Consider the following 20,192-nt stretch of genomic DNA (forward strand, 5'->3'; position numbering starts at 1 on the left):
CCCTTGGGAAATCACCTCGCACCGACGTTCTACGCTGTTAGACGATGTTTACCGGGGATCGGCGAGAACAAGAAGGCAGGACCGTGCAGGACACTCGTGCAACCGAGACTGACGTACCTCAGCACCGGTACAACGCCGAGCTGGCTGGGCGGATCGAACGCCGCTGGCAGCAGAACTGGACCGAGCGCGGCACCTTCAACGCGCCCAACCCGGTCGGGCCGCTCGCCGGCGAGACGCCGCCCGACAAGCTGTTCATCCAGGACATGTTCCCGTTCCCCTCGGGCGCGGGCCTGCACGTCGGCCACCCCCTCGGCTATATCGCCACCGACGTCTTCGGTCGCTACCACCGCATGCGTGGCCGCAATGTGCTGCACGCGCTGGGCTACGACGCCTTCGGCCTGCCCGCCGAGCAGTACGCCGTGCAGACCGGCGCGCACCCGCGGGTGACCACCGAGGCCAACATCGCGACGATGCAGCGTCAGCTGGACCGGCTGGGCCTCGGCCACGACCCGCGCCGTTCGTTCGCCACCACCGATCCCGAGTACTACCGGTGGACGCAGTGGATCTTCCTGCGCATCTACAACGCCTGGTACGACCAGGAGGCCGGACACGCGCGCCCCATCGCGGAGCTGGAAGAGCAGTTCGCCACCGGCGCACGCCCGGTTCCCGCCGGCGACTGGAACACCATGTCCGCCGCCGAGCGTGGTGCGCTGATCGACTCGTATCGCCTGGTGTACCAGTCGGATTCGATCGTCAACTGGTGCCCGGGTCTGGGCACGGTGCTGTCGAACGAAGAGGTCACCGCCGACGGCCGCAGCGAGCGCGGGAACTTCCCCGTGTTCCGTAAGCGCATGTGGCAGTGGATGATGCGGATCACCTCCTACTCCGACCGCCTGGTCGACGACCTGGACACGCTGGACTGGCCGGACAACGTGAAGTCCATGCAGCGCAACTGGATCGGGCGCTCGCGTGGCGCGCAGGTGCGGTTCGACGCCGACGGCGAGACCATCGAGGTGTTCACCACTCGCCCCGACACCCTGTTCGGCGCAACGTATGTCGTGCTGGCCCCCGAGCACGAGCTGGTCGACAAGCTGACCGCCGACGCCTGGCCGGCCGACACCGACGCCCGCTGGACCAACGACAGCGCCACCCCCGCGGAAGCCATTGCCGCATACCGCAAGTCGATCGCGGCGAAGTCGGATCTGGAACGTCAGGAGAACAAGGAGAAGACCGGCGTCTTCCTCGGCTCCTACGCCACCAACCCGGCCGACGGCTCGCAGGTACCGATCTTCATCGCCGACTACGTGCTGAGCGGCTACGGCACCGGCGCCATCATGGCGGTGCCCGGCCACGACAGCCGCGACTGGGACTTCGCGACCGCGCTGAACCTGCCGATCATCGAGGTGATCGACGGCGGGAACGTCGCCGAAGCGGTCCACTCCGGCGAGGGCAAGCTGGTGAATTCCGGCTTCCTGAACGGGCTTTCGGTCGACGAGGCCAAGGCGACGATGATCGGCCACCTCGAAGCCGAGGGCCACGGCACCGGCACCGTGCAGTACAAGCTGCGCGACTGGCTGTTCGCGCGCCAGCGATACTGGGGCGAACCGTTCCCGATCGTCTACGACGCCGACGGCGTGGCGCACGCGCTGCCGGAATCCATGCTGCCCGTGGAACTTCCGGAGATGGAAGACTTCGCGCCGGTCACCTTCGACGCCGACGACGCCGATTCCGAGCCGTCCCCGCCGCTGGCCAAGGCCACCGACTGGGTGAACGTCGAGCTGGACCTGGGTGACGGGCCCAAGCAGTACCGCCGCGACACCAATGTCATGCCCAACTGGGCCGGCTCGTCGTGGTACCAGCTGCGCTACGCCGACCCAACCAACGCCGAGACGTTCTGCGCCGAGGAGAACGAGAAGTACTGGCTCGGCCCACGCACGGCTGAGCACGGCCCGAACGATCCGGGCGGTGTCGACCTGTACGTCGGTGGCGTCGAGCACGCGGTGCTGCACCTGCTGTACGCGCGGTTCTGGCAGAAAGTGCTCTTCGACCTGGGCGATGTGTCGGGCAACGAGCCCTACCGCCGCCTGTACAACCAGGGCTACGTGCAGGGTTACGCCTACACCGACTCCCGTGGCGCGTACGTGCCCGCGGCCGAGGTCGTCGAGCGTGACGCGAAGTTCTTCTGGACCGGTGCCGACGGCGTCGAGATCGAGGTCTCCCAGGAGTACGGCAAGATCGGCAAGTCGCTGAAGAACGCCATCTCGCCCGACGAGATGTGCGACCTCTACGGCGCCGACACCTTCCGGTTCTACGAGATGTCGATGGGTCCGCTGGACACCTCGCGCCCGTGGGCGACCAAGGATGTCGTGGGCGCGCACCGCTTCCTGCAGCGCGTCTGGCGCCTGGTCGTCGACGAGGAAACCGGCACGGTGAAGGCCACCGACGCCGCGCCCTCGGACGAGACCCTGCGCCTGGTGCACCGCACCATCGCCGGCGTCGACGAGGACCTGGCCGCCCTGCGCGACAACACCGCGGGCGCCAAGCTGATCGAGCTGACCAACCACCTGACCAAGAACTACGCCACCGGCGCCCCCCGCGCCGCGGTGGAACCCCTGGTCCTGATGCTCGCGCCGCTGGCCCCGCACATCGCCGAGGAACTGTGGGAACGCCTCGGCCACACCACATCCCTGGCCCACGGACCCTTCCCCGCTGCCGATCCCGCGCTGCTGGTGGCGGACTCGGTGGAGTACCCGATTCAGGTGAAAGGCAAGGTCCGTAGCCGAATCCAGGTTCCGGCCGACGCCGACCCCGCCTCGATCGAGGCCGCCGCGCTGGCCGACGAGAAGGTCATCGCCCTGCTCGACGGTCAAGCACCCCGCAAGATCATCGTGGTGCCAGGCAAGATGGTCAACATCGTGCTGTAGCCGCCTCCCCGGGCCTTTTGGCCAGACCCGGGGACGGGGAGAGTCAGGGACGCGGCAAGCTTTGTGAGGTGGGCAGGTTAGCTCGTGCTCGGTGAGTTACCCATGTTCTCGCGAGATCAGCTGCGTACTTCCAGGACGTCGTTCAGCGTGACCAGCGACAGATTGCGCTCGCGGATGATGTCGACGAGCTGCCCGTAGCAGTGGGTGACCGGGGGAAAGTTGGCGTGGCCGATGACGATCGACTGGGCGGCGAAGTACTTGTGGGCGCACTCGATCAAGTACTCCTCGGTGATGAGGCCCGAATCGGAGAGGGAGCCGTACCACATGGTGGGGACGGTGTAGCCGAGGTCGGCGGCGATCTGGTCCACGCCCGCATTGTGGTATCCGAACGGTGGGCGGTAGTACGGGGTGCCGTCGACACCGAAATTGTTGCGCAAGAAGGTCTTTGTGCGGCTGAGCTGGTCGGCTACCTGGGTGGCGCTGATCTTGGTCAGGGCGGCGTGGTCCCAGGTGTGGTTGCCGAGCTGGATCTGACCCGAGTCCACCAGCGGGCGCAGCGCGTCGCGGTGGATGGTCCAGGATTCGTAGTAGCCGGTGACGAAGAAGGTGAAGCGGGCGCCGGTGTCCTTGGCCCATTTCACGTAGGCGCCGACGACTTCGGGGCTGGCGCCGTCATCGACGGTCAGCGCCATCGACAGACCTTGGCCCGGGAGGGCGGTGATGGGTTTCGGGGGAATGATCGACTTCGGGCCGCCCGGCGGGGGCGGGAGCAGTGGCTGCGCGGGCGCTGGTGGCGGAACGGGAATCGCGCCGCCGGCGGAACCGGCTTCGACGGTCTCACCCTCGGCGGTCGCGCAGCCGGTCAACGCCACGGCGGTGCCGGCGGCCAACAGCGCCAGCATTGCACGTCTATCCACTTCGCGAACCCCTACTCGGACAGGGTGCCACCCGGCCATGTGACCAGGTCAGCACACATCAGCGGGAAAGTACCCGGCGCATCCTTCGAGCAGGCGAACGCTCGGGCACATCCGCGCGAACAGCCTCGACCCCCTGGTGCCCGTCCGCGCGCATCGCGACAATACCCTGTGCGCCGTGCGTGGGTGATGGCATAACGCGACCGAATCGCGCGATCAGGCCGGGCGCAGGACGATTTCGGTCGGATGGCAATCACGCGCAGTGTCGACGGCGTTGCGGACCGCCGTTGCCACGGTCTCGGCAGTGAGGAATTCCGACGGCCGATACTCACGGCCTTCGTCGGCGACGATCGCGCGCTGCATATCGGTATCGATGCGACCGGGAAACAGCGAGGTCACTCGCAGAGCGGGCTCCTCCAGACGCAGCGCGTCGGCGAACGCGCGGAGCCCGAATTTGCTCGCCGCGTAGGAACCCCAGCCGGGATTCGCACGCAGCCCAGCACCCGAATTGACCAGCACCACATGCCCGTTCGCGGCGCGCAGCGCGGGCAGCAGTACTCTCGTCAGCTCGGCGACCGCGATCAGATTGACCTCGAGGGTTTCGCGCCACTGTTCGACCGAGGACTCGGCGACCGTGCCGAGGTCGGCGACGCCCGCGTTGTGGACGAGGACGTCGAGCCGCTCGAGCCGCTCGGCGGCCGCTGCGACGGCGGGGTAATCGGTCAGCGGCACCGGCCAGCCGGTAGCGGCGGGAAGTTCGGCGAGAATCGGCGTCAGCGCTTCGGCGGAACGGGCACCGAGCAGCAGGTCGTGGGTCGGCGCGAGTTCACGGGCGATCGCGGCGCCGAGTCCGCGGCTGGCGCCGGTGATGAGGGCGGTCGGGGCGGGCGTACTGGTCACCGTCATGGGTTCACGCTAAACCGCCGGGGGCGATCAGCCACACGGGCGTGACAACGGGGTAGGGAGATCTCGACACCGTGGCCGTTTCCACGCGCGGATGTGGGCACCGACTAGTACCGTCGGACTATGACCGATCCTCGGTACAACAACTACGGACCAGCGGACCCGCAGCACCCCCAGTACCAGGGGCAGCCTCAGTACGGCCAGCCCCAATATCCCCAGGATGATCCCGAACCCAAGGTCAATGTGGGCAAGCTGTGGGCTGGCGGCATCGGCACGGCCGTCGTGGCCGCCTTGCTGGTGGTCGTCGCGATCATGCTGATCCGCGGGGTGCTCGGCATCGCGATCCTCTCGCCGGAAGGCGCGGGCGCCTACGGCACCGTCTCCACCACCTCCTACGCCATCGCGGCCGCGGGCGCCGCGCTGCTGGCCACCGCACTGCTGATGGTGCTGCTGCTGGCCATGCCGAGCCCGCTCACCTTCTTCACCTGGATCTGCCTGCTCCTCACCGCCGTCGCGGTGATTCTGCCGTTCACGCTGGTCGCCGACCTTGATGCGAAGATCGCGACCGCGGCGGTCAACCTGCTGGTGGGGCTGTGCATCACCACCATGCTCAGCTCGGTGGGTTCGGCGGCGCAGAACGGGCCGCGTCAAGCGGGGTACTGATCGTCACAGGGCTGCCGAGGTGCCATAGCGCCTGCACCGCCGCAGAATAGGGAGATGACCGACCCCGGTTTCACCTCGACGCAGCTCGCGGCGCGCGCCGCCTACCTTCTGCGCGGCAACGACCTGGGCACGATGACCAGCGCCGCACCCCGCCTCTACCCGCACATGTGGAGCTGGGACGCGGCGTTCGTCGCGGTTGGCCTGGCACCGCTGAGTGTGGAGCGGGCGGTGGTCGAACTCGACACGCTGTTGTCGGCGCAGTGGAAGAACGGGATGATCCCGCACATCGTCTTCGCCAACGGGGTGGACGGGTATTTCCCCGGCCCGGCACGCTGGGAATGTCGCAAGCTGGCCGCCAACGCGCCCGAGGGGCCCGACACCTCCGGCATCACCCAACCGCCGGTACACGCGATCGCCGTGCAGCGCATCCTCGACCATTCCCGCAGGCACGGCCGCTCCACCCGCGCGGTCGCCGAGGAGTTCCTGAACCGTCGCTGGCCGGATCTGGTGCGCTGGCACCGCTGGCTCGCGCATGCCCGCGACCCCAAGGAAACCGGGCGGATCACGCTGTATCACGGCTGGGAATCCGGGATGGACAACTCACCGCGCTGGGACCGGGCGTATGCCAATGTTGTTCCAGGAACGGACCTTCCGCCGTATCGCCGCGCCGACACCTCGATCATCTCCGACCCCTCGCAGCGGCCGAGCGACCGTGAGTACGACCGCTACCTCTGGCTGGTCGAGCAGATGCGACGCGCGAACTACGACGATTTCCAGCTCACCTCGGTGATGAGTTTCGCCGTGGAGGACGTGTTCGTCTCGGCGATCTTCGCGCTGGCCTGCGAGGTACTGGCCGACATCGGCGAGGAGTACAAACAACCGCACGCCGACGTCCGCGAACTGCACGGCTGGGCCGACCGTTTCCGCACGGGCGTGGTCGCCACCGCCGACGAACGCACCGGTGCCGCAAGGGATTACGACGTACGCCTGCAACGCTGGATCAGCACCGAAACCCTCGCCATGTTCGCGCCGCTGATCTCGGGCGGCCTGCCCCGCCACGCCGAACGCGCCCTTCTCAACACCTTCGAAGGCCCACGCTTCTGCGGCCACCCCGACCTCCGCTACGCCCTGCCCCCGTCGACCTCGCCCGTTTCCAAGGACTTCCGCCCCCGCGAATACTGGCGCGGCCCCGTCTGGCCGGTCATGAGCTGGCTGTTCTCCTGGGCCTTCGCCCGCCGAGGCTGGGCCGAGCGCTCCTACATGCTGCGCGCCGAGGGTCTGCGCCAGGCCAGCGACGGCAGCTTCGCCGAGTACTACGAGCCGTTCACCGGCGCGCCGCTGGGCAGCATGCAGCAATCCTGGACTGCCGCTTCGGTTCTCGACTGGCTGGGCTAGTTCTCGCTGAGAGCGGCGTGCCATTCGACGGTGATGCCGAGTTCGCGCGCCAGAGTTGACGCGAGTCCCTCCGGGTCGCCGCCGTTGATGGTGGCGCCGCGCAGCGCGGTGATGCCGTAGATGCCCGTGAGGTCGCAGTCTTCGAAGCGCAGGTTCTGCTGGATGCGCGCGCCGGTGAAGCGGGCGCCGACGAGGTTGCAGCGTTCGAAGCGGACGTTGCGGAACTCGGTGCCCTGGAAGTCGGCTTGACGGAGGTCGCAGTCGCGGAAAACGACGGTGCGCAGGCGAGATTGCGCGAAGGAGGACAGGTCGGCGCGCGTGGAGTCGATCAGTACGTCGCGGAGAACGCCTGCGGTCCAGGACAATCCGGTGAGGCGGCCGTGCTCGAGCAGAGACTCGATCATCGTGGAATCGTCGGCCTGGACGTTGGCCAGATCGCAGACCCGCAGCGTGGACTCGGCAACGGTGCTGTGCCGCAGGGTGCTCGGGAATCGGACGCTGTCGAACAGGCAGGCCTCGGCGCTCATGCCGGAGACGTGCCGCTCGGCGAAATCCGCGTCACGATATTCGACGTCGGTCACACTCAGTTCGTCGATCGGGTCGTCACCGGGCGCGGCCGCAGGCCGCAATTCGCCCAGCTTCGCCACGGCGGGTTCGAACCGCACCTCACGCTTGCGCGCCACTTGCACTCCCGTCATCCGATGTCCGCACCAACATACGGGCACCAGCCGACAGGCTTTCGGTAACTATTCCCAGACACACACCAACACCACTGGTCACACCGGCAACAGGCCACTACGGTCGACGCCCATGGACACCAAGCGCTGGAGTTCGAGAGTCCGTGGTTGCGTCGTGCTCGTCGCCGTGGCCTGCGCTCTACCCGCCACCGCGCAGGCCGAGCCAAGCGGGCCGGATGTGTCGTCCTGGCAGCATGTGGACGGCCGGATGATCGACTGGCACGCGGTACGCGCGGCCGGGCATCAGTTCGCGATGGTGAAGGCCACCGAGGGCCTGCACTACGTCAACCCGTTCTTCGTGCAGGACAGCATCCTGATGCGAACCGCCGGGGTGGCGCGCGGGACGTACCACTTCGCGCGACCCGAGCTGCCGCCGGAACCGCAGGCGGCGATGTACGCGGCGACGGTTCTCGGCCAGAACGGTCCCCTCGACCTGCCCCCGGTCCTCGATCTGGAAGCCGCGGGTGGCCTGGCCCCCGCCGCCCTCATCGACTGGACCCACCGCTACCTCAACGCCCTGCGAACCCTCACCGGCCGCACGCCGATCATCTACACGTACCCGAACTTCTGGAAGACCGCGATGGCCGATACCAGCGAGTTCACCAGATACCCACTCTGGATCGCCGACTACAGCGGCAACGACCACCCCGAAATCCCCGGCAACTGGCCCACCTGGACCTTCTGGCAAACCACCGACCGCGGCGCCGTCCCCGGCATCCACGGCGGCACCGACGTCAACCGCTTCAACGCCACCCACACCGATTTCGCCCGCTTCGCCAACATGTCAGGCCTGTTCGGCAGCAGCTGAAAATGCCGAAACCGCTACTCGCCCAGCCGAGTAGCGGTTTCGTCAGCGGATCGGGGTCCGGCTATACGCCGATTCGTCCGCCGTTCTTCTTCCAGACCACCGCGACCGAGGGGCGGGGTTGGGCGGTGCCGCCGTCGGGCCAGTTCGACAGGGGCTTGTCGGGGGTGGCGTCGTCACCCTCGCCGGGGTGCTGCACGCAGACGATCACCTGCTTCTCGGTGACGATCGGGCCGCAGGTCTCGCCGCCGCGCGGGACGGTGAGGAACTGCTTGGTCTCGCCGCGGTTGGGGCCGTCGAGGACCACCGAGAACAGGCCGTCGTTGGACTTCAGCGCGTTGCCGTCGGTGGAGATCCACAGGTTGCCGTACGGGTCGAAGGCCAGGTTGTCCGGGCAGGAGATCGGGCTGACCTTGGTCTTGTCGAAGCCGCTGAAGTAGGTGTCGGCGGTGGTGGGGTCGCCGCAGACCAGCAGCAGCGACCAGGTGAAGTCGGTGCCGGTGTGGTTGTCGGTGAGCTCGAGCACCTGGCCGTTCTTGTTCAGCTTGCGCGGGTTGGCCTCGTCCACACCGGGCTTGCCGTCGGCGGCGCGGTTGGAGTTGTTGGTCAGCGCGACGTAGACCTTGCCGGTCTTCGGGTTGGTCTCGAAGTCCTCGGGGCGGTCCATCTTGGTGGCGCCGACCTTGTCGCCTGCCTGGCGGGTGAACACCGCGACCTCTTCGGCGGACATGCCCTCGACCAGGGACTTCCCCTTGCCGTCGGCGCCGGTCTCGAGCAGCGGGATCCACTGGCCCTTGCCGGTGAAGCCGCCGTTGGGAACCTTGCCGGAGCCATCGATCTCGGCAGCGTGGTCGCCGGTGAGCTTGGCGACGTAGAGGGTGCCCTCGTCGAGGATGGTCATGTTGTGACGCATGGCCGAAGCGCCGACGCCCGACTGCACCTTCTTGGTGGAAACGAACTTGTACATGTAGTCGAAGCGCTCGTCGTCACCGCTGTAGGCCACGACGCTGCCGTCGCCGGTGACGTGGATGGTGGCGGCCTCATGCTTGAAGCGGCCGAGCGAGGTGTGCTTGACGGGCGCCGAGGTGGCGTCCCACGGGTTGACCTCGACGACGTAGCCGAAGCGGTTGACCTCGTTGGGCTCGGCGGCGATGTCGAAGCGCGGGTCGAGAGTTTCCCACTTGCGCTCGGAAGCGGTGCCCTCGACGCCGTAGCGCTTCAGGCGGGCCGCGGCGGCCGGTTCGGTGACGCTCGCGGCGTTGCCGAAGTACTGGTTGAAGTTCTCTTCACCCGAAAGCACCGTGCCCCAAGGGGTTACACCACCCGAACAGTTGTTCAAGGTGCCGAGCACCTTGGTGCCGGTGGGGTCGGCCTTGGTCTTGAGCAGCGCGCTGCCCGCGGCCGGACCCTTCACCTCGAACTCGGTGGTCGCGGTGATGCGGCGGTTGTACTTGCCGAACGCGGGCTTCAGCTTGCCCGAGCCGGACTCACCGTGCACCTCGACGACGCTGAGGCCGTGCGAGGCCAGCGCGATGTCGAACTGCTCGCGGGTCGGCGCGTCCTTGTTGTAGCCGCGGAACATCATCGGCTCGGTGCTGTACTCGTGGCTCACGACCAGCAGGTACTTGTCGGCTTGGCCCTCGATCGGCAGCAGGCCGGCGAAGTCGCAGTTGTAGCCGAACTGCTTGGCGGCAGCGGCGGGGGTCTGCTTGTCGAAGTCGAACGCGGGCGCGCCTTCGATCACGGCGTCGCCCCAGCGGATCAGCACCGACTGCTCGTAGCCCTCCGGGATGACCACAGCGTCTTCCTTGTTCGGCGCGACGGCGGTGAAGCCGGTGCCGGTGCCGGGCGAGCCGGTGGGGCTCGAGCCGGTGTCGGAGCTGTCGTCGCCGCAGGCGGCCAGCGCGCTCACCGCGCCGACGCCGAGTACGACGGCGGCGCCGCCCTTGATCAGACCACGACGGTTGAGCCGGGCGACGATGTCACCGAAGTACTCACCGTCGGAGGTGTTGGGCACCTCGTGGAAGCAGGCGTTGCCGCACTTGTATTCACAGGTCAGGGCGGCGCGTGCCGACTGGCCGTCGTGCTTGACGAACAGGGCGAGCGGTTTCGGACTCACGGTGACTCCTGAGTAGAACGGACTTCCGGCACCGTAAGCAGCCCAAGCGAGCCAGTGGGAACGCATAGATGAACGGACGACCAAAACTCGGCGCGCCAAGGTCGTCCGACCGTGGCGACCACGCCTTTCACCTTGACTGAATTTTTAGTCAGGACTACATTCGGACCTACGCGCCGCGAGTGTCGCCGGCGCATCCGACAAGGACACAGGAGCAATTCATGCGGCGACGCATATTCGTCCAGACGTCGATGGCCGCGTTGAGCAGCATGCTGATCGGTTGTCGAGAGGCGAGTCCGTCGGGCAACGACGACGACGGCAGACAGTGGTCGATGCCCGACGAGGGCACACCGCACGCGCGGACCTGGATGGCGTTCGGCGCCGCCGAACGGATCTGGGGCGCCGACCTCGTGCCGGAAGTACAGCGCAATCTGGCCGCCATCGCCACCACGATCGCCCGGTTCGAACCGGTGTCGATGCTGGTTCGGCCTATGGAAATGGACCTGGCCAGGAGTCTGATCGGCGGTGCGAACGTCGAGCTGATCGCCGCCGAGATCGACGACCTGTGGATCCGCGACACCGGCCCGGTATTCGTCACCGGACCCGACGGGCGGGCCGGCGTCGACTTCAACTTCAACGGCTGGGGCGACAAACAGGAGCATCGCCGTGACGCCGAGGTCGCCCGTTTGGTCACCGACCGCGCCGGAGTGGAGCGCCTGGAGACCGATCTGGTGCTCGAAGGTGGTGGCATCGAGGTCGACGGCGAGGGCACCGCGCTGATCACCGAGAGCTGCGTGCTCAACAACAACCGCAACCCGGGCTGGAAGAAGAAGGACGTCGAGGAGGAACTGGCGTATCTGCTCGGCATCGAGAAGGTGATCTGGCTGCCCGGCATCGCGGGCAAGGACATCACCGACGGGCACACCGACTTCTACGCCCGATTCGCCGGGCCCGGTGTGGTCGTCGCGGGGCTGGACAACGACCCCGACTCCTTCGATTACGACGTCACCCGCCGTCACCTCGACATCTTGCGCCAGGCCACCGACGTGCACGGCCGCCGCCTGCGGGTGGAGGTCCTCGAAGGTCCGTCCACTGTCCGCGAGACTTTCGCCGACGACGACTTCGCCGCCGGCTACATCAACTTCTATGTCTGCAACGGCGCGGTCATCGCACCGGAGTTCGGCGATCTCGGCGCCGACGCGGCCAGCCGGGGCACGTTGCAACGGCTCTTTCCCGACCGGGAGATCGTCCAGCTCAATATCGACGGCATCGCCGCCGGTGGCGGTGGGATCCACTGCGCCACCCAGCAGCAACCGGCCGCCTAGCCCGCCCGCGGCAGGGCTGGACACCCGCCCAGTCCTACCCTTCTCTTACTGTGGGGACCCGTGTCAGAGCGTCGAAACCAGATCCTCGAAGCAGCCGTGCGCGTCATCGCCCAGGACGGCATCCGCGGCCTGCGCGTGGACAAACTCGCCACGGCGGCGGGAGTATCCACCGCTCTCATCTACTACCACTTCAAGGATCGAACCGGCGTTCTCGATGCGGCGCTCGAGTACATCAACCACCGTGCTCAGCGCTACACCGAGCACGGTCTCGACACCGCGCAGCCCCGTGACCGCATCGAGAACACACTGCTGCTCGAACTCCAGCAGACCGACGAGGTCCGCGAAACCAGCATCGCCTGGGGTGAGCTCCGCGCCAGCGCGGTGTTCAACACTCACCTGCGCGAACCCCTCGCCGGATCCACGCACGCCTGGAACACCGACATCGAAACCCTCATCCGGGATGGCCAGCTCACCGGCAGCCTCTCGGCCGAAATCGACGCGGCCGCTGCCGCCGAACGCCTCACCACCCTCGTCGAAGGGCTCAGCGAGCGTTGGCACAGCGGGTCGGTGAGCCTCGACCGCGCCCGCGCGCTGCTCACCGGGGCCGTCGCGGTCGAGCTCGATCGGCCGTAACACGAGGCGCGTACGAAGGAAGTTGTCATCAGGCATTGACCGGGAGGGCGATCACCACCTCCTGCTCGTTGCCGGGCAGGTAGTGCACTGCCACGATCCGGCCGACCTGCACCGCGCCGACCGCCGTCGGGGGCAGGTACTTCTCGGCACGGGTCTCGAAGGTGGTGCCGTCGGGGCGGGTGACCACCAGGCCGAGCGCGATCTCGGTGTACCCGCCACGGATGCGACCGGGGACGTCGAGGCTGCGCACCACCGCCTGGGCCGCGATGCCGCGCTCGGCGATGTCGAGCTTGCCACGGGTGGTGATGCCCTTACGGATGAGCGATTCGTTCATCGCGCGCTGGGCGGCGCCGTTGTCGCCGGAGCGGTCGACCTCGACCTTGTCGGTGCGGCCCGGCAGGTACCGGACCGGCAGGACCACGCCCGGCTGCAGCAGGGCCAGTTCGGTGAGCGCAACGATCATCTTGGCGTGCGAATCGAAGACCTTTCCATCGGACCCCTCGACCCGGAAAGCAATCTTGACCTGCGGTTGGTCGTTCACCGAGACGCCGGTCTGCCGGAACGAGGTGATGGTGCCGATACCGACGGCGGCGTCGCGGAACTCGCTGCTGTTGCGGCCGGTGAAGGCTTCGAGGATGCCGTCGCCGGTGAAGGCGAAGACGATGGGGACGATGGTGAGCGCGATGATCGGCAGGGCCATCTGGGGGCCGACCCAGCCGAGCATCGCGCCGGTGTATTCGTCGGGGGTGTAGGTGAGGCCGTAGTAGAGGTAGTAGCCGATGGCGAAGATCCCGAACGCGACCGCGGCCGCACGCAGCTTGGATTTCATGATGTCTCCCTGTTCATTTGCGGCTGGTGCCGCGGTTCTCGGCGCTTGACTCCGCCTCTTCCCTCCCTCCGGGCAGTCCAGAGGCGGAGGCGCGCCGAGAACTGTGGTGTCCGACCGGGTCGCGGGTGAGGTCAGGCGCCGACGATGGTGGCGCAGGCGAAGGTGACGTCGAACTTGACCGTCGACGGGCCTGCCAGCGGGTTGGTCATATCGGCGCTGATGCCCTCACCGGTGATGCGGTAGGTGTTGCCGTCCTTGGCCAGCTTCGCGGAACCGCCGGGTGCGCCCTGGCCGTAGCCGACCGCGTAGGGCAGGCCGTTGGCGCCACCCTGGCTCCCACCGATGGCGACGGCCTGGACCGTGTCGCCTTCGACCGTCGCGCTGACCGACAGGCTGCCGTAGGTGGCGTTGGCCGTGTCGGTGAGCGCCAGGGCGAGGGTGCCTGCCTGCTTAGCGCAGGTGGTGTCGAACTTCGCGGCGACTTCCTTGCCGTCCACACTGGCGGTGGACTTGCCCGCGGCCGGGGCCGGAGCCGCCGATCCGGGGGTGCTGGTCGGGGAGGTGGTGCTCGCGTCGTCGCTGCAACCGGTGACGAACAGCGCGGTGGCGGCGGCGGAAGCGGCGAGGACGGCGATCAGCTTGGTGTTCATGGTGGTTCCGTTTCTCTCGGTGTGACCGGGTTGGTAACCCGTTGAGAGAAAGGTAGAAATCGTTCGCCGCCTACCGATCCCAACTTTGGTGTTATCGGCGGCTGGCGCCGCAGTTCTCGGCTACCCGCCGAGAACTGCACGAACAGCCGCCACGTATCCAGCTAACCTGGTCGAATGCGGAGACCGCGCGCCATGGTGCTCGATGAGGTGTGGCGGGGGCTCGACGGTGTCGAGGCGTTGAGCGGGGCCGATGGTGGGCCGCTGCGGCGGACGGTGAAGTTGATTCTGGATCCGCTGGTGCTGCGGCCGGTGCAGCATCCAGGGTTGGCCGCGAGCGTGCTCGATGAGGACGCGATCGCGTTGCTCACCGCGCTCGTGCACGCGCGCTCCGATGCGCTGCGGGCGTGTGCGGCATGGTTTGTCGTCATGAAGCAGGTGCGCCGGGCGCTGCGGATCACCGAGGGGAACGCGCAGGATCTGTACTTCCAGCGGTGCTTCGAGTTGGCGATCCGGTGGGGCGCGCCTGCGGGTGACGGACCAGCGCGGGCCGAGGAGACCTTGCGCGAAGTCCACGAGAGCACGGGCGGGCGAACCACGGCCGCACTGAAAAGCTATGTGACCGAACCACATCGGGCCGTCGAGCTGGCCGAACTGCTGGCTGTCGCCTGGGCGCGAAGGCCCCTCGCGCTCTATGGCGCTCGGGATCTGGCGGCCGAACTGACCGAGTTCCTCGAAGCTTGCACGCTGGCCCGCGAAGGGGACCCGGCGGATGCCGGGCCGCTGTTCGACGACCTCGTCGACAACCGTGCGGGCACCCATCGCGGGATCGCCCTGTGGCTGGAGCATCCGGCCGACGGTGCCGACGACCTGGGACTCACCACGCATTCGAGCCCCCGGCGACCCGAACTCGGCGCGTCCGCGTCGACCTCGAATCTCGGCCTGCCGTTCGACCGGACCGTCTACGAGCGGGTGTTCACGGTGTTGCAGGGCAGTCTCGATCGGACCGACCTGCCCGGGATTCCGGAACTGGTGACCCGGGAGATCTCGCGCAGTTGTTCGCCGTGGGGGCTGCTCGATGAATCGTTGCGGGTCGCCGCTGCCGCGGGTTGTGAACTGGCGCTTGGTCTCTCACCGATCGCGGCGGCAGGCACCCGGGCGGCGTCCGCGAATCCGATCGAAGCTCGAGGCGACGCCCCACGGAATGCGGAGGTGGTGCCACCCACCGCGACGTCCCGTGCGCACGAGGTGGTCAACAGCCGGTGGCGGCGAGAAGGGTATGTGCTGCAGGCGCGGCGGTATGCGGTTCATGTGGTCGACGGGGTAGGTCCGCTGGCGACGGTGGCAGCCGAGTTGCGCACACCGTGGCGGCCGTATCTGCGCAGGTTGTGGGTGCGATTGCACGGGCGGGATGTGCGGGAGATGCCGGTGTACGAGCCGGGTGAGCTCTGGGATCTACTCGATGGTGTCGCCCGGTCGGTGAGGCTGGACCATCGCACGCGGATCAAACAGGCGCTGACCGCCGACGCCGCGACCGTGGTGGAAGCGAGGGCCGGCTGATGACTGTCGTCCATCTTCGCCATGCGGACCCGGGCCTGCTCGTCATCGCTCCCGACGGGGCGCCACTGGTCACCGATGCCGCGCCAGGGCTCGATGCGCTGGTGCTCGAAGTCGCAGGGGGACACCTGACTTGGAGCCTGTTCGACAGCGGGGTGGTACCCGCCGCGGTGCTCGATGATGTCGACGCGGCACAGGATTGGGTGTGGGCGGTGTACGGCGAGGAAGTCGCCGTGGCCGTCGCGGACTACGATCCCCGAGCACTGACAGCCTCGCCCGCGCAGCCGGAGACGGTGGCGAACATGCGCCGACTTGCCTACGCGCACTGGGCAAGCCGGTGGTGGCCCGCGTCGACTGTCGACGGGATTCCCGCCCTGGACCCGCGCCTGCTGCTCGAGGAAATCGAGGTGCTCACCGAGCAGTGCGAGATGATGTTCGGCAGCGATGACTTCGGTCCTCTCGAACGTGGACTCGAAAGCGAGTCCGTATCACGTGTTCGCGCAGTGGATTACGCGTTGGCGGCCGGTGGTACGGATGCAGCCGACGGGCTGATCGTCGCGCGGGGTAGCGGTCATTGGGACTGGCGGCGTTGCCCGCCCGGCCTGCTCGACGCGGGCGAGAACGCGGTGTCGTGGCAGGTGACGCGGGCGGGTGGGGTGTCGACGGTGCGGGTCAGTGTGGTCGCCGCGCCAGATTGCCGGCGCGCTGTCCCCGAACATCTTCGGCCCCTCGCGCGCGTGCGTTCGGTCCGAGCGCAGCCTCCTGCGGCCACCGAGCAAGGGCAGTCGGCCGGGCACGATCGCGCGGAACCATCGGTCGACGTGCAGATCCCCTTGCACCTGCGGGGGGACGCCTGGACGGGGGCGGCCGAGATTGCCCTTCGCACTGAGACATCGCTTGACATAACAGTTTTCGTTCCAGGTTTCGGACCGGCCGACCCCGTGGAGGAGGCGGTTGTTCGAGACCGAATTCGGCGGTTCGCCCGCCTTCGCCTCAGCGATCCCACCGGCCGTCCACTGACCGCTGAATCGACCGCGGCCGAAGCAGACGAGGACTTCTGATGACCTCGACGCGAATTTCGGCCGGCCATGCGAAGAACGCGCACCTGGCGCAGATCGGAGCCGGATAGATGGCAGCCACCGGAAGAACGTCCGACCAGGACGACACCCAGCTCACCGCGGGGTATGCGGCGTATCAGCGTGGCGATGTCGTGGCGGCGTTGGAGATTTTCGAGCAGGCGGCCGACGGTGCGGCACCCCGACTGCGCAGTGCGGCGTTGATCAACGCCGCGAGTATGGCCGACGAGCTCGGCGATCACCGGCGGTCGGTGGTGCTGTTCCGGACGGCACTCGCTGAAATGCCCGAGGACGCCGCCCATCAGCGACCTGCGGCGCTGGTGAATTTGTCGCAGGCCTTCCAGCACCTGGGCGAGTTCGACGCCGCGCAGGATGTGCTCGAGGAAGCGCGCGCGCTGCTCGCCGACAGTACCGATCAGGGGTTGTTGCGGGTGGCGTGTCTGTTGTCGCTGACAGCGGTGGCGTTGCACAGGCAGCAGTGGGCCCGCGCCGGTGAGCTGGCGGGCGAATCTCTCGGTGTGACAGAACGTTTCGCGCCGGAGATGGCCGGCCATCCGTTGATGAACCTGGCCGCCTGCTCGTTCGAGACCGGGCGCTGGGAACTGGCCATCGACTTCGCGCGACAGGGGGTGGCCGCTTTCGCCGCGGCGGGCGCGGCGGCCTCGGTCGCCGAGTCACAGCAGAATCTGGCCACCATGCTGGTGCGTGCGGGTCGCTTCGACGAGGCAGAGGAGCCGTTGCGGGCCAGCCAGGAATTCTTCGAAGCCGGTGAGCTGGGCCATTGGTCCGGGATCGGGTCCAAGACACTGGGCTTCCTCGCCGAACGTCGGAACGACTTCGCTACGGCACGTGCGCATTACGAGCGAGCACTGGATCGCTTCGACTCCACCGGCGCGGTGGTGGACGCGGCGGACGTTCGACTGCGCCTCGCCACCGTCGCCAGTGCGGAAGGCGATCTCGCCGCCGCCGAGGAACTGCTCGACGCGTCGTTCTCGGTCTACGCCGCCCACGGACTCGGGATGCACTGCGCCCAACTCGACTACTGGCACGCCGAACTCCTCCACACCGCGATCGAGCAAGCGGCACAACCGGATCCGGAACTGCTCACCCGCGCGGTCGCCCTGTCGATACCGGCGGCACTCGCCATCGACGCCGTTCGCCACACCCTCCCCAACGGCAACCAGCGAGCGCACTGGCACCGCGCCGTCGCCGAACCGGCGATGCGCGTCGCGTTCCGATGTGCCGGTCTGTCCGGCAACGGCCAACTGGTGAGCGATCTGATCGAGACACAGTGCGCTGGAACCACTCTCGACTCCACCGCGTACACCGATGAGGCCGCGCCGGTCCTCGAATTCCAGCTGTTCGACCCCGTGCCCGCCGAGCAGATCACCACACCGGCCCTGCAACTCGGCGCCGCACTCGCCGACGTCGCCGCCACCGCGGGTATCCCCGTCGCACCACCACCCCGGCTGGACGACGACGGACGTATCGTCTTGGCGAACTTCATCTCCTACGCCGAGCAGCGCTACGGCCGCCCCGTCCGCGATACCAGGGTGATCGCGCTATGAAGGTGCCTGCCGCACAGCCAACGCCAACCGAATTCAACAATGCGCCCACCGCATTCATCCGGCTGGCCGACGCCGGCGACGTCTATATGTCGTGGCGGTGGGCCGACGACGCGTTGGCGCGTGGCGTGGCGGTGCTGCCCCGCGACCAGGTGCGCGAGACGCTGCGACTGCTGACCGAAGCGGTGCCCGATCCGGCACGACCCGACGATCTGCGGCGGGTCATGACCGCGGGCGCGTTGGTCGATCCCGAGGCGGAAAGGGCACTGGCGCAGGCGTTGTCACGCACCCTGCTGCCCTATGGGCTCGCAGTGCAGCTGTACGAACTGTCGCAGCGTGGGATTCGACCGCATCTGCGGATTCAGCCTTCGCCGCGGCTGGCGCAGGTTCCGTGGGAGATCATCGCTCCTGATCCCCAGCTCCGACTGCTCGACATCGCCGAGGTGAGCCTGCTCGCGCCCGTGTCGGTGGTGCACGCGCCGGAGCGAATCGCGCGGCGCTGGACAGATACTCGCGATCTGCCCGTGGTCGCGGTGCTCGATCCACGCGTCCCCGGATTTCGCGCGGACTCAGAACTCGGCTCGGTGCTCGGCCGACCCGGCACGGAAACCCTTGTCACCCAGCACTTCAGCCGCTATCGCGATCGACTGGTCCCGCGTGTCGACGATCCAGTGGAGCTGTTCCGTCGCGCCGACACCGACCGCGCCTGGCTTTCCGATGTCCTCCGGGCAGGTGCCAGCCGACTCGTCTATGTCGGCCATGTCACCGCCCCCGCACCGAAATCCGGTCTGAGCGAACACGCTGAGCTGCACCTCAGCTGCACCGCCGACACCCTCGGCTTCGCGACGACGAACCGCACCCACCGCCCCCTCTCCGCGAAGGACCTCCTGCTCGGCACCCACTCCCTCGACCCGTCCCCCACCCCCGGCCGGGCCCTGTGGCCGATGCCGAGCCGCGTAGCCCTCATCGCCTGCGAAAGCGGTGGCGACCTGCGCTTCACCGAAGCCCTCGGCCTCACCACCGCGGCCCTCTCGGCGGGCGCCGAACTGGTCACCGCCACCCGCTGGCCGCTACCCACCGACCACGCCTTCCACACCCTCACCCCCACCACGACCTACCCGCTGCAATCCGCCATCTGCGCTGTAGACACCGCCCACGATTCACCCACACCCATCCCCACCCTGCTGACCTGGCAAAGGTCTCGACTGGCCGCCTGGCGTGCAGCGCCGATGCCCGAGAACTCACCTCTACTGTGGGCCGCCTTCGCCACCGTCACCGACTGACCGGCGCACGGCTATTCGGGAAGTCCCAAGCCCGCCGCCAGTTGCAGAACGGCCGTCGTGGTTGTCGAGTTGGCGGTATGGACGAACAACACACCGTAGAGGAGGTACGAGAGTCGTGAGTGAACGGACAAGTTGGTCGGAAAAGCGCTCGGCGATCCTGGGGCGGCCTGGCGCCGGTGCGGCTTACGACGCGGCGCGGCTCCGGTTCGAGCTCGGCGCGGCAGTGCGGAATCGACGTGAGGAACTCGGTCTCACACAGGCGGAGTTGGCCTCACGCGCCGGACTTCGCCAGCCGGCGGTGGCTCGATTCGAAGCGGGCGGCACCATGCCGACGATTCCACTGCTCGAGCGCCTCGCTACGGCACTCGAGCTGCGTCTGCGGGTGGAATTCGAGCCAGGTCGGGCCGCCGGTTAGTCAGTGATCGTCGTAGTGGTCCGCGTGGGCGGCGTGGCGGTGACCGTCATGGATGTAGTCGACGTGGTCGCCGTGCGGGACGGAGACGTGGCCGCAGCCGGGGCCGTGCTGGTGGGTGTGGGCGGTGTGCTCGACGTGTGCTGAGGTCTCGCACTCGTCGAAGTGGCCCTCGTGTTCGCGGTGCAGGTGCCCGTCGTGGACGTAATCGACGTGGTCCTCGTGCGGAACCGCGACGTGGCCGCAGGTGGGGCCATGGACATGGGTGTGCTGCGGGTGTTCGGCATGCGTTGTGGTCATCGGCTCTCTCTTTCCGGTTTCCCGGAACTCGGTCCGGTACTGAACGAATGGAGCTCCAAGCACTTCCGACATTAGCAGTTGCGCATGCGTTGCTGTGAGGCCCCTTAC

At 67.8% G+C, this 20,192-nt stretch carries 18 protein-coding genes; 11 read left to right on the forward strand and 7 right to left on the reverse strand.

Annotated features, from left to right (window positions below):
• Positions 1–83 precede the first annotated feature (83 nt).
• Entirely contained in the window at positions 84–2,924 is a 2,841-nt protein-coding gene (leuS, locus tag ACQHI0_RS27560; RefSeq protein ID WP_427904695.1) for a leucine--tRNA ligase, read from the forward strand.
• A 116-nt stretch (positions 2,925–3,040) separates the two neighbouring features.
• On the opposite strand, the gene ACQHI0_RS27565 is transcribed toward leuS, so the two are convergent.
• Both ACQHI0_RS27565 and ACQHI0_RS27570 read right to left on the reverse strand, forming a co-directional pair.
• Entirely contained in the window at positions 3,041–3,826 is a 786-nt protein-coding gene (locus ACQHI0_RS27565; protein ID WP_427909313.1) for a polysaccharide deacetylase family protein, read from the reverse strand.
• A 228-nt stretch (positions 3,827–4,054) separates the two neighbouring features.
• Positions 4,055–4,744 (reverse strand): SDR family oxidoreductase, encoded by a 690-nt coding sequence (locus tag ACQHI0_RS27570; protein ID WP_427904696.1) that lies wholly within the window; start codon positions 4,742–4,744, stop codon positions 4,055–4,057.
• Positions 4,745–4,864: 120 nt separating this feature from the next.
• Here ACQHI0_RS27570 and ACQHI0_RS27575 point away from each other — a divergent pair, with 120 nt between their 5' ends.
• Complete coding sequence (locus ACQHI0_RS27575) at positions 4,865–5,404, forward strand: DUF6069 family protein (RefSeq protein ID WP_427904697.1); 540 nt, start codon at positions 4,865–4,867, stop codon at positions 5,402–5,404.
• Between the two features lie 54 nt (positions 5,405–5,458).
• Positions 5,459–6,799 (forward strand): glucosylglycerate hydrolase, encoded by a 1,341-nt coding sequence (ggh, locus tag ACQHI0_RS27580; protein ID WP_427904698.1) that lies wholly within the window; start codon positions 5,459–5,461, stop codon positions 6,797–6,799.
• Here the strand turns inward: ggh and ACQHI0_RS27585 are convergent.
• On the reverse strand, positions 6,796–7,497 hold the full coding sequence (locus tag ACQHI0_RS27585) for a pentapeptide repeat-containing protein (RefSeq protein ID WP_427904699.1): 702 nt from the start codon (positions 7,495–7,497) through the stop codon (positions 6,796–6,798). The two genes, ggh and ACQHI0_RS27585, sit on opposite strands and share 4 nt — an antisense overlap.
• 112 nt (positions 7,498–7,609) lie before the next feature.
• On the opposite strand from ACQHI0_RS27585, the gene ACQHI0_RS27590 reads away from it, so the two are divergent.
• A complete protein-coding gene (locus ACQHI0_RS27590; RefSeq protein ID WP_427904700.1) occupies positions 7,610–8,344 on the forward strand; it encodes a glycoside hydrolase family 25 protein in 735 nt (244 codons plus the stop codon).
• Positions 8,345–8,405: 61 nt separating this feature from the next.
• On the opposite strand, the gene ACQHI0_RS27595 is transcribed toward ACQHI0_RS27590, so the two are convergent.
• On the reverse strand, positions 8,406–10,460 hold the full coding sequence (locus tag ACQHI0_RS27595; RefSeq protein ID WP_427904701.1) for a PhoX family protein: 2,055 nt from the start codon (positions 10,458–10,460) through the stop codon (positions 8,406–8,408).
• 218 nt (positions 10,461–10,678) lie between these two features.
• On the opposite strand from ACQHI0_RS27595, the gene ACQHI0_RS27600 reads away from it, so the two are divergent.
• On the forward strand, positions 10,679–11,782 hold the full coding sequence (locus ACQHI0_RS27600; protein WP_427904702.1) for an agmatine deiminase family protein: 1,104 nt from the start codon (positions 10,679–10,681) through the stop codon (positions 11,780–11,782).
• Positions 11,783–11,842: 60 nt separating this feature from the next.
• Complete coding sequence (locus ACQHI0_RS27605; protein ID WP_427904703.1) at positions 11,843–12,415, forward strand: TetR/AcrR family transcriptional regulator; 573 nt, start codon at positions 11,843–11,845, stop codon at positions 12,413–12,415.
• A gap of 28 nt (positions 12,416–12,443) precedes the next feature.
• Here ACQHI0_RS27605 and ACQHI0_RS27610 read toward each other — a convergent pair whose 3' ends face one another.
• Entirely contained in the window at positions 12,444–13,244 is an 801-nt protein-coding gene (locus ACQHI0_RS27610; protein ID WP_427904704.1) for a hypothetical protein, read from the reverse strand.
• 131 nt (positions 13,245–13,375) lie between these two features.
• Complete coding sequence (locus tag ACQHI0_RS27615; protein ID WP_427904705.1) at positions 13,376–13,894, reverse strand: lipoprotein LpqH; 519 nt, start codon at positions 13,892–13,894, stop codon at positions 13,376–13,378.
• Positions 13,895–14,086: 192 nt separating this feature from the next.
• On the opposite strand from ACQHI0_RS27615, the gene ACQHI0_RS27620 reads away from it, so the two are divergent.
• From ACQHI0_RS27620 to ACQHI0_RS27640, 5 genes are all read left to right on the forward strand, one after another.
• Positions 14,087–15,451 carry a hypothetical protein gene (locus ACQHI0_RS27620; protein WP_427909314.1) on the forward strand — a complete coding sequence of 455 codons (1,365 nt, stop codon included), beginning with the start codon at positions 14,087–14,089 and terminating at the stop codon, positions 15,449–15,451.
• On the forward strand, positions 15,451–16,509 hold the full coding sequence (locus ACQHI0_RS27625; protein ID WP_427904706.1) for a hypothetical protein: 1,059 nt from the start codon (positions 15,451–15,453) through the stop codon (positions 16,507–16,509). Before ACQHI0_RS27620 ends, ACQHI0_RS27625 begins: the two co-directional genes overlap by 1 nt.
• A 68-nt stretch (positions 16,510–16,577) precedes the next feature.
• Positions 16,578–18,092, forward strand: a complete 1,515-nt coding sequence (locus tag ACQHI0_RS27630; protein ID WP_427904707.1) for a tetratricopeptide repeat protein — start codon at positions 16,578–16,580, stop codon at positions 18,090–18,092.
• Positions 18,089–19,372, forward strand: a complete 1,284-nt coding sequence (locus tag ACQHI0_RS27635; protein WP_427904708.1) for a CHAT domain-containing protein — start codon at positions 18,089–18,091, stop codon at positions 19,370–19,372. The genes ACQHI0_RS27630 and ACQHI0_RS27635 overlap by 4 nt, the downstream gene beginning before the upstream one ends.
• 115 nt (positions 19,373–19,487) lie before the next feature.
• Positions 19,488–19,787: a helix-turn-helix domain-containing protein gene (locus ACQHI0_RS27640; protein WP_427904709.1), complete on the forward strand. Its 300-nt coding sequence runs from the start codon at positions 19,488–19,490 to the stop codon at positions 19,785–19,787.
• Here the strand turns inward: ACQHI0_RS27640 and ACQHI0_RS27645 are convergent, their stop codons facing one another.
• The gene (locus ACQHI0_RS27645) at positions 19,788–20,084 is read right to left on the reverse strand and encodes a hypothetical protein (RefSeq protein WP_427904710.1); all 297 of its coding nucleotides are present in this window, start codon (positions 20,082–20,084) and stop codon (positions 19,788–19,790) included.
• Positions 20,085–20,192: the final 108 nt, after the last annotated feature.

This window comes from Nocardia sp. FBN12 (genome assembly GCF_050320175.1).
Taxonomy (GTDB): Bacteria; Actinomycetota; Actinomycetes; order Mycobacteriales; family Mycobacteriaceae; genus Nocardia.